The organism is Allobosea sp. FBZP-16 (genome assembly GCF_002831785.1).
In the GTDB taxonomy this organism is placed as follows: domain Bacteria; phylum Pseudomonadota; class Alphaproteobacteria; order Rhizobiales; family Beijerinckiaceae; genus Allobosea; species Allobosea lupini.
In genome coordinates, this window is sequence record NZ_LNCQ01000042.1 from 1 (window position 1) to 14,524 (window position 14,524).

Here is a 14,524-nt window from a genome sequence, read left to right on the forward strand (position 1 = left end):
GCCCGTTCCGCGGCAAGCCGACCGGCGAGCGGCCAAGCGGCGATCGTCCGGGCGGACGCGGCCCGCGCCCTGGCGGCGACAAGCGCCCACCACGGTCCGGTCCGCCGCGCTCCGGTCCGCCGCGTTCGGGCGGCGGACGTGACCGTCGCGGCTGAGGCGGGCATGATGCCGAAAAGGGGGACCCGGGTTTCGGGGTACATCATGCCCACAATGCAAGAGACCGCTTGATGCGCATCGTCGGGGGCCGCTTCGGCGGCCGGTCTCTCGCCGGCCCGAAGCCGGGCATCGGCGCGATCCGGCCGACCTCGGACCGGCTGCGGGAATCGCTGTTCAACGTGCTGGCGCATGGCCATGGCGATGCGGCAGACGGGGCGCGCGTGCTCGACCTCTTCGCCGGCACCGGCGCGATGGCGTTCGAGGCGCTGTCGCGCGGCGCCGCCTTCGCGCTTCTGGTCGATGACGGGGCCGAGGCGCGCGGGCTGATCCGCGAGAACCAGATGGCACTCGGCCTCGCCGGCTATAGCCGCATCTTCCGGCGCGACGCGACCAGGCTCGGCCCGATCACCGGCATGGCGCCGTTCGATCTCGTCTTCTGCGACCCGCCCTATCGCAAGGGCCTGGGCGAAAAGGCGCTCGCCTCGGCGCGCGAGGGCGGCTGGCTGGCAAAGGATGCGCTCATCCTGCTGGAGGAAGCGGCGGACGCGCAGATCACGCTGCCGGACGGGTTCGAGGAGCTCGACCGGCGCGACTATGGCGAGACGCAGGTGCGGTTTTTGAGGGCAAGCTGAGCCTCTTCGTCATTGCGAGGAGCGCAGCGACGAAGCAATCCAGGGACGGCAAGGTACTGCGGCAAGCCCCCCTGGATTGCTTCGCTTCGCTCGCAATGACGGGGGGCGTCAGCCCGCCAAATCCTCATACAGATCGCGCCAACTCGGATTCATCGTCTCGATCAGCGCAAGCTTTCTGGCGCGCGAACCGCCCTTGACCTGCTTCTCGCGGCCGATGGCATCTTCCATTCGCTCGTGCCGTTCATACCAGACGAGGAGCTTGTAGCCGTATCGTTTGGTGAAGCCTGCCAATAATGCCTCTCTATGCGGCCAGACGCGTTCATTAAGGTTCGCAGTTACACCGACATAGAGCGTACCGTTGCGCTGGCTCGCCATGATGTAGACAGCGGGTTCGCGCATGCTCGACCTTCGGCTTCGACAATTCAAAGCATCAATAGCCGTCATTGCGAACGTAGCGAAGCAATCCAGGGGCGGCAGCGCTCCATGTCGTCCTGGATTGCTTCGTCGCCGATGCTCCTCGCAACGACGGGAGCGCTTTCCATTACCGTCTCCCGAACAGCTTCTCGATATCGCTGAGCTTCAGTTCGACATAGGTCGGCCGGCCGTGATTGCACTGGCCGGAATTCGGCGTCGCCTCCATCTCGCGCAAGAGCGCGTCCATCTCCTCGGGCCGCAGGCGGCGGCCGGCGCGGACCGAGTTGTGGCACGCCATGGTCGCCAGCACATGGTCGAGCCGCCGTTCCAGCGAGCCGGCATCGCCATGCTCGGCGAGCGCGTCGGCGACGTCGCGGACGATGCCCTGGAGATCGCCGCCGGCGACCGCGGCCGGCGCCTCGCGCACAAGCACGGCGCCGGGGCCGAAGCTCTCGATGACCAGGCCGAGCGAGGCGAGGTCCGAAGCCGCGGCATTCAGCCGGTCCGCATCGACGGGGTCGAGCTCGACCACCTCGGGCAAGAGCATGGGCTGACGGGCAATGCCAGTCCTCGCCCGTTCGGCCTTGAGCCGCTCATAGACCAAGCGCTCATGGGCGGCGTGCTGGTCGACGATGACCATGCCGTCGCGGGTCTGCGCGACGATATAGGTGCCGTGGACCTGAGCGCGGGCAGCGCCAAGCGGCCGGTCGAGCGCGTCCTGCGGCGGTTCGGCGAGATGGGCTCTCGCATCGGCCGAGGGCATGGCGAGATCGGAAAAGCCGGCCTGCATCGGCTGGGTGGGTGCGGCCGGCTCTGGCATGCGCCAATCGGCGACGCTGCCGAAGTTCGGGCGCTGGATCGCGGCCGGCCCGGCATTGCCGAAGCCGCCGCCCGAGAAGACCGCGCGGAAGGCGTCGAGCGTGCGGGCGCCGCCGGTGGTGGTGGCGCGGTGGCCGGCGCCTGCCAAAGCCGCCTTGAGGCTCGACACGACGAGGCCGCGCACCAGCGCCGGATCGCGGAAGCGAACCTCGCTCTTGGCCGGGTGGACGTTGACGTCGACGACGGCGGGGTCGCAGAGCACATCGAGATAAAGCACCGGGTGGCGGTCGGAGGGTACGAAGTCGGCATAGGCGCCGCGCACCGCCGAGAGCAGCAGCTTGTCGCGCACCGGGCGGCCATTCACCGCCATGTGGACGCCGGCCGAGGTGCCGCGATGGAAGGTCGGCAGACCGGCGAAACCGGAGAGCCTGACACCCTCGCGCTCGGTCTCGACCGGCAGCGCGTTCTCCGGGAAATCGCGGCCCAGCGCGCGGCCGAGGCGGCGCAGATGGCCATCCGAACCGATCGGCTCGGCTGGCCAGTCGAAGGCGCCGGCATGCTCGCCCTCGAGCGAGAAGCGCACCTCCGGATGGGCGATGGCGAGCCGCCGCAGCATGTCGGAGACGGCCTGTGCCTCGGCGCGGTCGCTCTTCAGGAATTTCAGGCGGGCCGGGGTGAAGATGAAGAGGTCGCTGACCTCGATCCGGGTGCCGGGCGCTGCCGCCGCCGGCCTGACCGCCCCCTTGGCGCCGGCCTCGACCACGAGGGCGCAGCCCTGCGTCGCATCGCGCTGGCGCGTGGTGATCGACAGCCGCGCCACCGAGCCGATCGAGGGCAGCGCCTCGCCGCGGAAGCCGAGCGAGCGGATGGCGAAGAGATCGCCGTCCGGAAGCTTGGAGGTGGCGTGGCGCTCGACGCAGAGGGCAAGGTCCTCCGGGCTCATGCCGATGCCGTCGTCGACGACGCGGATCAGCTCGCGCCCGCCGGCCCGGATGGTGACGGCGATGCTGGCAGCACCGGCATCGATCGCGTTCTCGACCAGCTCCTTCACCGCCGCGGCCGGCCGCTCGATCACCTCGCCGGCGGCGATGCGATCGACCAGGACGGGATCGAGACGGCGAATGCTCATGAGAGCTCCTCGGCCGGGAGCGTCAGACCAGCCCCACCGGCCGGCCGACGGCCTGGACGAGCAGCTTGCCCTCGCCGAACAGGCGCTGGGCAACGCGCCGGACATCGGCCAGCGTCACCGCGGCGAAACGCTGGTTGCGGGTCTCGACGAAATCGGGCTGCTCGCCGCGGATCGCAAGGCCGAGCAGTTCGCCGGCGATCTTCGGCGAGGTGTCGAAGCGCAGCGAGTAGGAGCCGATCAGATAGCGCTTGGCCTCCTCGACCTCGTGCTCGCTCGGCCCTTCGGTCACGAGCTTGGCGATCTCCTCGCGGATCACGCTCATCGATTCGGCGACGCGGTCGTTGCGGGTCGAGGTGCCGCCGACGAGGAAGCCGGTCTGGCGCAGCGGCATCAGGCTGGAGGAGACGCCATAGGCGAGGCCGCGCTTCTCGCGGACTTCCATGAACAGGCGCGAGGTGAAGGCCGAGCCGCCGAGGATATGGTTCAGCACGGTCGCAGCGATGAAATCCGGATCATCCCACATCAGGCCGGGGCCGACGAAGCGCAGCACGGTCTGCGGCACGTCGAGATCGACGACACGGGTCTGGCCGAGCCCTGCGACAGGCAAGGGGGCTGCCGGCTCGACACGCGGCGCCCCGGCCGGCAGCGAGCCGAAGAGAACGTCGAGCCGCGAAGCCAGCTCGCTCGCGGTGATGTCGCCGACCGCGACGACCTTGAGACCGCCGCGGGTGAAGAGGCCCTGCGTCAGCGCCTTCAGCGCCGCGGGCTCGATGCCCCCGACGCTGGCGACGTCACCGCGCTCCGGCCGACCATAGGGATGGCCGGGAAAGGCGGCGGCGAAGAGAGCGTTGCGGCACATCACATCCGGGTTCTGCGCCTGGCGCTGCAGGCCGGCGATCACCTGCGCCTTGACCCGCGCGACCGCATTGGCGTCGAAGCGCGGCGCATTGAGCGCAAGACCGAGCAATTCGAAGGCGGTCTCGCGATGCTGCGACAACGTCTGAAGCTGGCCGTGGAAGTCGTCGCGGCGGGCATCGAAGGAGAGGTTGATGGCGTGGTCGGCCAGCCGGCCCTGGAAGGCCTCGGCATCGAGATCGCCGGCACCCTCGTCGAGCAGGCCGGAAATGAGGTTGGCACTGCCGGCGGCATTGGCCGGATCGCGGTTGGCGCCGCCGTCGAAGGCGAAATCGAGGGCTAGCAGCGGCAGGCTGTGCTCCTCGACCAGCCAGGCCTCGACACCGCAAGCGGCGGTGACGCGCTGGACGGCGAGCGAGGGACCGGGAGTGGCAGTGGCGGGAGCGAGCGAAACGGTCATCGGCAATCCTCGGCGGCGGACCGTAGCCCGCCCATAATGGCTTTGAGCGCGATATCAGGCGGCGGCCGGCAGGAGCAGGCCGGTGACCGAGCGATCGGGGCGAAGATAGCGCCGAACCGCCTCCATCACCTGCTCGCGCGTCACGGCCTCGATGCGCTGCGGCCAGAGCAGCACGTCCTCGACGCTCTCGCCCACGGCGAGCGCCGAGCCGAAGATGCGTGCGAGCGAGGACTGGCTGTCGCGTGCGAAGACGGTTTCGGCGACGAGGCGGGTGCGGGCGCGGGCGAGCTCGAGCTCGGTCGGCCCTGCCGCGATGAAAGCGGCGAGCGCCGCATCGAGCCCGGCTTCGAGCGCCGCCATCTCGACACCCGGACGCGGGCTGACCGAGAGCTGGAAGGCAGAGCGGTCGACCATCGAGCCCATGAAATAAGCGCCGGCACCGGCAGCGAGTTCCTGCTCGACGCAGAGCTTGCGATAGAGCCGCGAGGTCGTACCCCCGCCGAGAATCTCGGCTGCGAGTTCGAGCGCGAAGGCTTCGTCACGCTGCGGCGAGACATAGGTCGGAGCCAGCCAGGCGCGGCGCAGCGAGGGCTGCTGCACGCGCGGATCGTTGAGGGCGACCCGGCGGGCGGCGCGCGGTTCGGGCTCGGCCGGACGCTTGCGGGCAGGCGCCTCACCGCGGGCCGGGATCACGCCATAGGTCTCCTGGGCGAGACGCAGGACCTCGGCAGGCTCGACATCGCCGGCGACGACCAGGATGGCGTTCTCCGGGGTATAGAAGCGCTGGTAATAGGCGAAGGCGTCGTCGCGCGAGAGCCCCTCGATCTCGTGCTCCCAGCCGATGATCGGCGTTCCGTAGGGGTGGTGGACATAGAGCGCGCTGGAGAACTCCTCGCCGAGCTGGGCGGCGGGGTCGGCGTCGACGCGCATGCGCCGCTCTTCCAGCACCACATCGCGCTCCGGCGCAACCACGCTCTCGTCGAAGGCGAGGCCGGTCATCCGGTCGGCCTCGTAGTCCATCATCGCGCGCAGGTGCTCCTTCGGCACGCGCTGGAAATAGGCGGTGTAGTCATAGGAGGTGAAGGCGTTCTCCTGGCCGCCATAGCTCGCGACGATCTTCGAGAACTCGCCGGCCGGCCATTTCGCCGTACCCTTGAACATCAGGTGTTCGAGGAAATGGGCGATGCCCGACTTGGCGGCCGGATCGTCGCCGGAACCGTTGCGGTACCAGACCATGTGGGTGACGACAGGGGCGCGGTGGTCGGGCGCGACCACGATCTGGAGCCCGTTGGCGAGCCTGTAGGAGTCGATCTGGCTGGCTGTGTTGGCGGGAGCGGTGTGCACCGTCATGACCTTGAAAAGCTCCTGCAGATCGCGAGGTCCAGAAACGACGCGGCTCGGGCCCGCATGGACCCGAGCCGGAACGGGGGCTCGTGCTCCAGATAGTCCGGCTGCGGCAGAAAACCAACGCAGCGCAAGACAATGGCATGCAGCCTATTGGTTCTCGTAGACCTTCTGGCCGACGAGGAACTCGCGCTGGCCGACAGCCTGCTTGTCCTCGCGCGGACCGGACTGACCGGGGCCGAGCGCGGCCGTCGCGGCCGGGCGGCGATAGCCGGTCGGCGGCTCGTGCAGGAAGCGCCGAGCCGGCTCGGTGCCGTAGGCGAGGTTCGAGGTATCGGTCTGCGCCTGACGTGCCGCCATTTCGCGGCCGATACGGATCGGCTCGATCTGATTGTTGCCGGTGTTGTGGTCGGGAACGATACCTTCGGGCCCGTTGGCACGACCGGCGACGCGGCCGCGGCGCAGTTCCTCCTGCGACATCAGCGGCCTGGTGTTGGCGCGGTAGGCCTCGGTGGTCGAGAACAGGATGTTGGAGCTGTCGCGCTCGGCCTTGCGGCGGGCGACGTCCGGATCGTCCGGCCAGGCGGCGCTACGGTTGGCGCCGGCCTCCTGCGGCTTCGGCAAGGTGGAGGACGGCGGCACAACCAGCGGAGCGCGCTGCTTGTACTCGATATCCGCCTTGTCGCGGCCGAACAGGCCCATGCCATCGACCAGGTTCTTGAAGAGCATGCCCTCCTGGGCGAAAGCAGGGGTCGTCGCCAGCAGCAGGCCGCCGGCAAGCAGCATGCGCGAAGCGCGGATCCGATAAGCCATCTCACCTCTCCATACCGATACCTGCCGCGTCTTGCCTGAGCGACACGGCGAAAGCATGGCGGGCCTTTTAACCCATATCCCGCAAAATCGGGAGCCCTTTTGCCAGATTGCCGTAAATGAGCTGTGGCCGGCCTGTTTGCCAGCGCCACTAGGACGCCTCAAGCCGCCTTGGAACGCCCCGCCCCCGGCCTCAGCGATTCCCACAGGAGGCCGAGCACGCCGAAGACGATCGCCGCGTCGGCGATGTTGAAGATGTACCAGCTGAAGCTGCCGACATGGACATGCACGAAGTCGACGACGGCGCCGTAGACCATGCGGTCGAGCCCATTGCCGAGCGCCCCGCCGATGATCAGCGCAAGGCTCACCACCGTCAGCCTGTCGTCGCTGCGCCACATCCAGCGCCAGAGCCAGATCGCCGCGACGATGGAGAGCACCACCAGCGCCCAGCGGCCGATATCGGTCGATTGCTGGAACAGGCCGTAGGAGATGCCGCGGTTCCAGGCGAGCACGATCTCCAGGAAGGAGGCGAGCTGGAACGGCCCCTCCTCGGCCAAGCGGAGGCCGAAGAGCAGCCAGAGCTTCAGCGCCTGGTCGAGCACGAAGGTGAGCCCGACGATCAGGGCGCCGAGACGGCGCAGCGGCGTCATCGCAGCCGTCACGCGGCGCGCCCGAGCTCGCGCAGCGCCTGGGCGTCGCGCGGCGTCACCTCGGGGAAGCCGGGCTCGGCCGTCGCCGGATCGAAATACTTCCAGGAGCGGGCGCATTTGATGCCCGAAGCGCGCGACGGCACCACCGAGACGCCGGGGACGTCCGGCAGGCGGAAAGCCTCGGCCGGCCCCTCCCCGTCGGCGATCGTCGCACCGGAGGTGATGCAGATCTCGGCGAGATCGAGCCCGCTCAGGGCCACGCGCAGATCGGGATCGGCGATGTGGACGACAGGAGCGGCCTCCAGCGAGGAACCGATACGCTTGCCGGCGCGCTCCAGTTCCAGCGCACCGGTGACGACGCGGCGCACGCGGCGAACCTTGGCCCAGCGCTCGGCCAGCTCCGGATCGAGCCAGGCCTCGTCGGCCCTGGCGAAGAGCTCGAGATGCACCGAGCCATCGCCGTCCCTCACCTGCGGATAGCGGTCGAGCCAGGCTTCCTCCGCGGTGAAGACCAGGATCGGCGCGAGCCAGGTCGTCAGGCAGCGGAAGAGCTGGTCGACGACGGTGAGCGCGCTCTTGCGGACATGGCTGGAGCGCGGGTCGCAATAGAGCGCGTCCTTGCGGACGTCGAAGTAGAAGGCCGAGAGCTCGGTGTTCATGAACTGCGAGAGCAGCGTCACGACCTTCTTGTAATCGTAGGTCCGGTAGGCCTCCTCGACCTGCGGCCCGAGCTCGGCGAGACGGTGCAGCATCAGCCGCTCGAGCTCCGGCATCGAGGCCGAATCGGAGACGCGGATCGCCTCGTCGAAATGCGCCAGCGTGCCGAGCATCCAGCGCATGGTGTTGCGCAGCTTGCGATAGGTCTCGACGAAGGTCTTCAGGATCTCCTTGCCGATGCGCAGATCGTCGGAATAGTCGGCCGCCGCGACCCAGAGGCGCAGGATGTCGGCGCCGCTGTCCTTGATCACGTCCTGCGGGGCGGTGACGTTGCCCTTCGACTTCGACATCTTCTCGCCCTTCTCGTCGAGACAGAAGCCGTGGGTCAGGACCACGTCGTAGGGGGCCCGGCCGCGCGTGCCGCAGCTTTCGAGCAGGCTCGAATGGAACCAGCCGCGATGCTGGTCCGAGCCTTCGAGATACATCACCTTGTCGCGGCCGCCATCGACGACGCGATGGGTCTTGAGATCGGCGCGCTTCTCCAAAGTGAAGGCATGGGTCGAGCCTGAATCGAACCAGACATCGAGCACGTCGACGACGCGCTCGTACTTCGCCGGATCGTAGCCATAGGGCTTCAGGAAGCGCGCACCGTCGGTGTCGGTGAACCAGGCGTCGGCGCCCTCCTGCTCGAAGGCCTCGGCGATCGCGGCGTTGACCTTGTCGTCGACCAGGATCTCCTTGCTCTCCTTGTCGACGAAGACGGTGATCGGCACGCCCCAGGCACGCTGGCGCGACACCACCCAGTCGGGTCGGTTGGCGATCATGCCGTTGATTCGGTTCTCGCCGGCGGCGGGGACCCATTGCGTCTCCCTGATCGCCCTGAGCGCACGGTTACGCAGCGTGTCGGCATTGCCGCCGGCGGTCGGGGCCGGCGCCGCCGGATCGGGAGCGCCGGCATCGCCGTATGGCTTGTCCATGGCGATGAACCATTGCGGCGTGTTGCGGAAGATCACCGGCTTCTTCGAGCGCCAGCTGTGCGGATACTGGTGCTTGAGCCGGCCGCGCGAGACGAGGTTGCCGGTCGCCGCGAGCGCCTTGATCACCACCTCGTTGGCGTTGCCCTTCTCGCCCTTGTCGGTGATGACCTGCGCGCCCTCGAATCCCGGCGCCTCCTTGGTGAAGCGGCCATCGGCGTCGACGGTGTAGGGAATGCGCGTCTCGATGCCGCGCTCGGCGAGCGTGCGGCCATTGGCCATCCAGACGTCGAAGTCCTCGCGGCCATGGCCGGGCGCGGTATGGACGAAGCCGGTACCGGCATCATCTGTGACATGATCGCCGTCGAGCAGCGGCACGTCGAAGTCGTAGCCCTGGCCGCGCAGCGGATGAGCGGTCGCGAGACCGTCGAGATCAGCGGCGCTGACGTCGCGCTCCAGCTCGTAAGCCTCGACCTTGGCGGCCTTGAACAGCGCTTCGGCGAGGTTCTTGGCCAGCACATAGCGCGCGCCGACCTTGGCCCAGTTGCCTTCCGGGGCGGCCGTGACGCGGTAGAGGCCATAAGCGATCTTGTGGTGGAACGAGATCGCGCGGTTGCCGGGGATGGTCCAGGGGGTCGTCGTCCAGATCAGCACCGACGCTCCCGCGAGCGGCCCCGAGCCAAGCACCGGGAACGCCGCGAAGATCATATCGCTGGTGTGCTCCTCGTACTCGACCTCGGCCTCGGCCAGGGCGGTCTTCTCGACGACAGACCACATCACCGGCTTGGAGCCGCGATAGAGCATGCCGTTCTCAGCGAACTTCATGATCTCGCGGGCGATCTGCGCCTCGGCGCCATAAGCCATGGTCAGGTACGGATCGTCCCAGTCGCCCTCGACGCCGAGCCGCTTGAACTCGTTGCGCTGGATGTCGACCCATTTCTCGGCGAAGACGCGGCATTCCTTGCGGAATTCGACGACATCGACGTCGTCCTTGTTCAGGCCCTTGGCGCGGTACTGCTCCTCGATCTTCCACTCGATCGGCAAGCCGTGGCAGTCCCAGCCCGGAACATAGTTCGAATCGTAGCCGAGCATCTGCTGCGAGCGCGTCACCAGGTCCTTCAGCACCTTGTTGAGCGCATGGCCGATATGGATGTTGCCGTTGGCATAGGGTGGGCCGTCATGCAGGACGAAGCGGTCGCGGCCCTGCCCGGCCTCGCGCAGCTTGCGGTAAAGGTCCATCCTGGCCCAGCGGGCGAGCAATTCGGGCTCGCGCTGCGGCAGGCCGGCGCGCATCGGGAATTCCGTCTGCGGCAGGAACAGGGTCTGCGAATAGTCGGTGGTCTCGGGCTTCTCGGCGGTCTTGTCGGTCATGATCCGGCTCGGCGGTGCGGATGGCGGCTCGGCATGCGGTGCGGCGCCCATCCTGGAGATGTCACGGGGAAGCGATCGTCGTCCCGGCCTGCGCAAGCGCCCGCGCCATCAGCGCAGGGCGGCAGCCGGGCCGGTAATTCGCAGGGGCGAAACGAGGTGCAGAGCGGACATCAGCGGCTTCTAGCAAAGCGCGGTCATGGAAGGAAGGCCGGCGTCGCCGCCAGGATGCCACGTGCGCTTGCGCTGTCGGCATCCATCTGGACGATCAACGCCTCGCGCGTATCGAATTTCGCCTCGCCGCGCAGGAAGGCGACGAAGGCGACGTCGACGGTCTTGCCGTAGAGATCGCCGGAGAAGTCGAAGACGAAGGTCTCGAGCCTGGGCGCGCCGTCGTCGAAGGTCGGCCTGCTGCCGAAGCTGGCGACACCGTTATGCCAGGCTCCGTCGATCTTCATGCGAACCGCATAGATGCCGAAGCGCAGGCGGCAATCATGGCTGAGATGCATGTTGGCGGTGGGATAGCCGAGATCCCGGCCGCGCTTGTCGCCATGGGCGACTTCGCCACGCACGAACCAGGGCCGGCCGAGCAGCGCCGCGGCATGACCGACATCGCCGGCTTCGAGCGCCGTGCGCACCAGCGTCGAGGAGACCGGCTCGCCCTGGAACGCGAAGGGCGGCACGACAGCGACCGGAATGCCTACATGGCCGGCGCGCGCCTGCAGCATCTCGGGCGAGCCTGTGCGCCCCTGGCCGAAATGGAAATCATAGCCGCAGACGAGGCCGGCGGCGCCGAGCTGGCCGAGCAGCAGATCGTCGACGAAGGCCTCGGCCGGAATGGCGGCGACCGCGCGATCGAACGGGACGACGAAGCTGGGCGTGAGCCCGAGGCTGGCGAGGAGCGCGACCTTGACCGGCTCCGGCGTCAGCCGGAACACCGGCTGCTGCGGCCTGAAAACCGTCCGCGGATGCGGCTCGAAGGTCAGCGCCGCGGCGCTGGTCCCCTGCCGCGCCGCCATCTCGCCGGCGACGCGGGCGAGCTCGGCATGGCCGCGATGGACGCCGTCGAAATTGCCGAGCGCCAGCACGCGGCCGCGCAGATCGGCCGGCATCGGCTTGCCGGGTTCAAGGGTGAAGGCGGGCAGCGCATCAGGTCGCGCGGCCTCGGGGAATGAGCTCATGGAACGCAGGGTCGACGCCGGGAAGCCCCGGCTACCGCCGTGTTTGGCCCCAAGCGGCGGGAAGCGTCAAGGCCGGTTCAGGCGTGCGTGGCACGCGGCAGCGCCACCCAGGCCTCGCCTTCCAGCACAGCCTTGCCGTCGACCAGGCATTCGCAGAAGAGCCGGGCGCGGCGTCGCTCCGGCACGAGTTCAACCACCTCGACGCGGGCGGTGACGACGTCGCCGATCTTCACCGGCGCAAGGAAATTGAGGGTCTGCGAGAGGTAGACAGCGCCCGGTCCCGGCAGGCGCGTGCCGAGCAGGGCCGAGACCAGACTTGCCGTCAGCATGCCATGTGCGATGCGCTGGCCGAACTTGGTCGAGGCGGCGTAGCGGTCGCAGAGATGGATCGGATTGGCGTCGCCCGACAGGTCGGCGAAAAGCGAGATGTCGCGCTCCATCACCGTGCGCATCAGGCTTTCGCGCTGGCCGACGACCAGATCCTCGAAGGCATGGACTTGATAGAGCGTGCTCGCCATCATCGGTCGGCTCTCGCAACTGCAGCACGGCCAAAAGGCCGCCTGAATCCGGAATCGGGCAAGCAGCCTCTCACACCTCGCTGCACCGCACCATTGAACTTTGGTGCCTGTTGTCTTGTTCCTCCGTCCGCCAAAGGTCGTATGCCGCTGGGTCACTCAGCGACCGGGTTAACGGCTTTGAAACGCCGAGCGCCTATGACAATTGACCCAAGGTCGCCGCTCTGCGAGAGCGACCCCGCGCCGGCGCCGTTGGGCCCTGCTGACTACTTGCTTGGAGCGCCGTCATGGCTGTCGACCCGTCAATGCCGATCCTGGTGGTGGACGACTATCAGACGATGGTCCGGATCATCCGCAGCCTCCTGAAGCAGCTCGGCTTCGAGAATGTCGACGACGCCTCCGACGGCAATGCCGCGATCGCCAAGATGCGCGACAAGAAATACGGGCTGGTGATCTCGGACTGGAACATGGAGCCGATGACCGGCTACGAGCTGCTGCGCCAGGTCCGCAACGAGGACGCCATTGCCGAGACGCCGTTCATCATGGTGACGGCGGAATCGAAGACCGAGAACGTCATCGCCGCCAAGAAGGCCGGCGTGAACAACTATATCGTCAAGCCGTTCAACGCGCAGACGCTGAAATCGAAGATCGAGGCGGCCTGCGCCGCCTGAGGCAGCGTCGCGCACTCCATCGCTTGATAGCTTTCCCGCCGTTACTGCGGCCGGAGCGAGCGGGGGCCGGACGCTGTCAAAGGGCTCACAGCCTATTCGGAAGTTCACCGAGCCCTCATCCTGAGGAGCCATCCTGCGAGGAATGGCGTCTCTGGAGATCCTTCGACGCGCTTCCCACGATGAGGGCTGTGAGTTTCCAAACGGCATCCAAGGCCGGCCGCACCCTCGCGCAGGCTGTCATCTTCTTTTGACTGGAAAGAGGTTTTCTGAAAGCGTGCCATCGCGAGAGCCTCATATCGCATGTGCCATTGAATATTTAGATTAAGGGGTGCGATCGATGTACAGGCGTGTTTCTCCCAAGGTTAAACAAGACACACCTATGCACTGCTACGCAGCAGCCTTCGAGTCATGGACGAGAGCCACGATTGGATATGCTGGCCACACGCAGAGTTCGATCGCCGCAAGCTATGACGACAATCCACCCCCGAGTGGCGGAGCATCCGAGAAAAGTATTCTGACTCTATTGAGCGATTTCAGCATGGATTTCACGGATTGGCGACGTGAAAGCCTCACTGAGAGCCTAATCGATTCGCATCTGCGCAACGGACTCGTCGTGCTCATATACAAGTCGAGCGTCCTCAATTCACATACGATCGTCATCTATGGCGTCAGCCACGCAAATGGCGTCGCACAGATCAGCTTCATGGATCCATGGTATGGATCCTATCGATGGGCGAATGTCGCCAGCTTCAACGGCAAGCCGTGGTTGCTCGCCTGGGAAGCATGACTTGTGTGACCTGCTGGACGAGCTGCCGGAAGCATCGTGCCCTCATGCGACATCTGGCGGCCCCATGAGGGCACTTGCCTAGACCTGCTTGGAAACTCGCAGCTTCATGCTGAGGGCGCGGCAGGGCCGTCTCGAAGGCTGAGGGCACCGGGAATTTCTAACAGACGGTCGACGATGCACAATGGTTTCTGGAGCTGCGCTTGGCCGCTGGCCGGAGTGAGAGGCCTATGAGGTACTCTCACCAGGCCAGATGCGGCATGGCGTAGTCGGGTCGGTGGCTCTGGCGGCCGAACCAGCCCTGCAGCGCCCCATCCGACAAGCCTGCCATCTCGCCGGCATGGATGCCGGCGACGCACATCAGCGAAGCCAGGCCATATTGCACCGCGCCGGCGATGTCGGTGCGGATCGCATCGCCGATCGCCAGGATGCGCGCCTTCTCGACCGTCTCGCCGCGCAGCTCCTGGCCGATGCGGATGGCGAGGTCGTAGATCGGCGCATGCGGCTTGCCGGCATAGATCGCCTCGCCGCCGAGCTGCTCATAGGCGACGGCGAGCGAGCCGGCGCAGGGCACGATGCGTCCGCCACGATCGACGACGAGATCCGGATTGGCGCAGATCAGCGTCAGCTTCCGCCGGGCAAAATCCGCAAGCTGTTCGGCATAGCTCTCGGCCGTCTCGGTCTCGTCGTCGAACAGGCCGGTGCAGAGGACGTAGTGCGCCTCAGCGGGGCCGACGCGCGGCGCGTCGAGCCCTGCCATCAGCGGCAGGTCGCGGGACGGGCCGAGGTGATAGAGCGGCTCGCCGGCTCGATGGGCGATCAGGTCGCGCGCGACGTCGCCGGAGGTGACGATCGCGTCGAAGGCGTCGCCGGGCACGCCGAGCTTGCCGAGCTGGACGGCGATCTCCGAGCGCGGGCGCGGCGCGTTCGAGACCAGTACGACGGTGACGCCGCCCGCACGCATCCGGGCCAGGGCATCGCAGGCGGCGGCGAACGGCGCGACGCCATTATGGACCACGCCCCAGATGTCGCAGAGGCAGAGCTCGTACTGGCCGATGACGGGCGCAACCCCGGACAGAAGGCGGGTTGATGACGGCACGGGCAA

At 67.4% G+C, this 14,524-nt stretch carries 13 protein-coding genes; 3 read left to right on the plus strand and 10 right to left on the minus strand.

The window, feature by feature from the left end:
* Positions 1–227: 227 nt before the first annotated feature.
* Positions 228–788 carry a 16S rRNA (guanine(966)-N(2))-methyltransferase RsmD gene (gene rsmD, locus CXY91_RS21195; RefSeq protein ID WP_100963146.1) on the plus strand — a complete coding sequence of 187 codons (561 nt, stop codon included), beginning with the start codon at positions 228–230 and terminating at the stop codon, positions 786–788.
* A gap of 108 nt (positions 789–896) precedes the next feature.
* On the opposite strand, the gene CXY91_RS21200 is transcribed toward rsmD, so the two are convergent.
* The 9 genes from CXY91_RS21200 to CXY91_RS21240 form a co-directional block, all read right to left on the minus strand.
* Positions 897–1,187 (minus strand): GIY-YIG nuclease family protein, encoded by a 291-nt coding sequence (locus tag CXY91_RS21200; RefSeq protein WP_100963147.1) that lies wholly within the window; start codon positions 1,185–1,187, stop codon positions 897–899.
* A 142-nt stretch (positions 1,188–1,329) separates the two neighbouring features.
* The gene (gene mutL, locus CXY91_RS21205; protein ID WP_100963148.1) at positions 1,330–3,150 is read right to left on the minus strand and encodes a DNA mismatch repair endonuclease MutL; all 1,821 of its coding nucleotides are present in this window, start codon (positions 3,148–3,150) and stop codon (positions 1,330–1,332) included.
* A 22-nt stretch (positions 3,151–3,172) separates the two neighbouring features.
* Entirely contained in the window at positions 3,173–4,465 is a 1,293-nt protein-coding gene (locus tag CXY91_RS21210; RefSeq protein ID WP_100963149.1) for a M16 family metallopeptidase, read from the minus strand.
* A gap of 54 nt (positions 4,466–4,519) precedes the next feature.
* Positions 4,520–5,815, minus strand: coding sequence for a M16 family metallopeptidase (locus CXY91_RS21215; protein WP_100963150.1), 1,296 nt, complete (start codon positions 5,813–5,815; stop codon positions 4,520–4,522).
* 144 nt (positions 5,816–5,959) lie between these two features.
* Positions 5,960–6,622, minus strand: coding sequence for a hypothetical protein (locus CXY91_RS21220; protein ID WP_100963151.1), 663 nt, complete (start codon positions 6,620–6,622; stop codon positions 5,960–5,962).
* A gap of 158 nt (positions 6,623–6,780) precedes the next feature.
* Positions 6,781–7,269, minus strand: a complete 489-nt coding sequence (lspA, locus tag CXY91_RS21225) for a signal peptidase II (protein WP_100963152.1) — start codon at positions 7,267–7,269, stop codon at positions 6,781–6,783.
* Positions 7,270–7,277: 8 nt separating this feature from the next.
* On the minus strand, positions 7,278–10,271 hold the full coding sequence (gene ileS / locus CXY91_RS21230) for an isoleucine--tRNA ligase (RefSeq protein WP_100963163.1): 2,994 nt from the start codon (positions 10,269–10,271) through the stop codon (positions 7,278–7,280).
* A gap of 194 nt (positions 10,272–10,465) precedes the next feature.
* Positions 10,466–11,449, minus strand: coding sequence for a bifunctional riboflavin kinase/FAD synthetase (locus CXY91_RS21235; RefSeq protein WP_100963153.1), 984 nt, complete (start codon positions 11,447–11,449; stop codon positions 10,466–10,468).
* Positions 11,450–11,526: 77 nt separating this feature from the next.
* Complete coding sequence (locus CXY91_RS21240; protein WP_465246883.1) at positions 11,527–11,970, minus strand: MaoC family dehydratase; 444 nt, start codon at positions 11,968–11,970, stop codon at positions 11,527–11,529.
* Between the two features lie 281 nt (positions 11,971–12,251).
* Here CXY91_RS21240 and CXY91_RS21245 point away from each other — a divergent pair, with 281 nt between their 5' ends.
* Positions 12,252–12,635, plus strand: a complete 384-nt coding sequence (locus CXY91_RS21245; protein ID WP_091831929.1) for a response regulator — start codon at positions 12,252–12,254, stop codon at positions 12,633–12,635.
* 379 nt (positions 12,636–13,014) lie between these two features.
* Positions 13,015–13,422, plus strand: a complete 408-nt coding sequence (locus CXY91_RS31325) for a papain-like cysteine protease family protein (RefSeq protein WP_425285425.1) — start codon at positions 13,015–13,017, stop codon at positions 13,420–13,422.
* Positions 13,423–13,660: 238 nt separating this feature from the next.
* Here the strand turns inward: CXY91_RS31325 and CXY91_RS21255 are convergent, their stop codons facing one another.
* Positions 13,661–14,518, minus strand: a complete 858-nt coding sequence (locus CXY91_RS21255) for a TIGR01459 family HAD-type hydrolase (RefSeq protein ID WP_158673533.1) — start codon at positions 14,516–14,518, stop codon at positions 13,661–13,663.
* Positions 14,519–14,524: the final 6 nt, after the last annotated feature.

Coding starts and splice junctions, on each gene's coding strand:
- rsmD (WP_100963146.1), top strand. CDS start 228: ATGCGCATCGTCGGGGGCCGCTTCGGCGGCCGGTCTCTCGCCGGCCCG.
- CXY91_RS21200 (WP_100963147.1), bottom strand. CDS start 1,187: ATGCGCGAACCCGCTGTCTACATCATGGCGAGCCAGCGCAACGGTACG.
- mutL (WP_100963148.1), bottom strand. CDS start 3,150: ATGAGCATTCGCCGTCTCGATCCCGTCCTGGTCGATCGCATCGCCGCC.
- CXY91_RS21210 (WP_100963149.1), bottom strand. CDS start 4,465: ATGACCGTTTCGCTCGCTCCCGCCACTGCCACTCCCGGTCCCTCGCTC.
- CXY91_RS21215 (WP_100963150.1), bottom strand. CDS start 5,815: ATGACGGTGCACACCGCTCCCGCCAACACAGCCAGCCAGATCGACTCC.
- CXY91_RS21220 (WP_100963151.1), bottom strand. CDS start 6,622: ATGGCTTATCGGATCCGCGCTTCGCGCATGCTGCTTGCCGGCGGCCTG.
- lspA (WP_100963152.1), bottom strand. CDS start 7,269: ATGACGCCGCTGCGCCGTCTCGGCGCCCTGATCGTCGGGCTCACCTTC.
- ileS (WP_100963163.1), bottom strand. CDS start 10,271: ATGACCGACAAGACCGCCGAGAAGCCCGAGACCACCGACTATTCGCAG.
- CXY91_RS21235 (WP_100963153.1), bottom strand. CDS start 11,449: ATGAGCTCATTCCCCGAGGCCGCGCGACCTGATGCGCTGCCCGCCTTC.
- CXY91_RS21240 (WP_465246883.1), bottom strand. CDS start 11,970: ATGATGGCGAGCACGCTCTATCAAGTCCATGCCTTCGAGGATCTGGTC.
- CXY91_RS21245 (WP_091831929.1), top strand. CDS start 12,252: ATGGCTGTCGACCCGTCAATGCCGATCCTGGTGGTGGACGACTATCAG.
- CXY91_RS31325 (WP_425285425.1), top strand. CDS start 13,015: ATGCACTGCTACGCAGCAGCCTTCGAGTCATGGACGAGAGCCACGATT.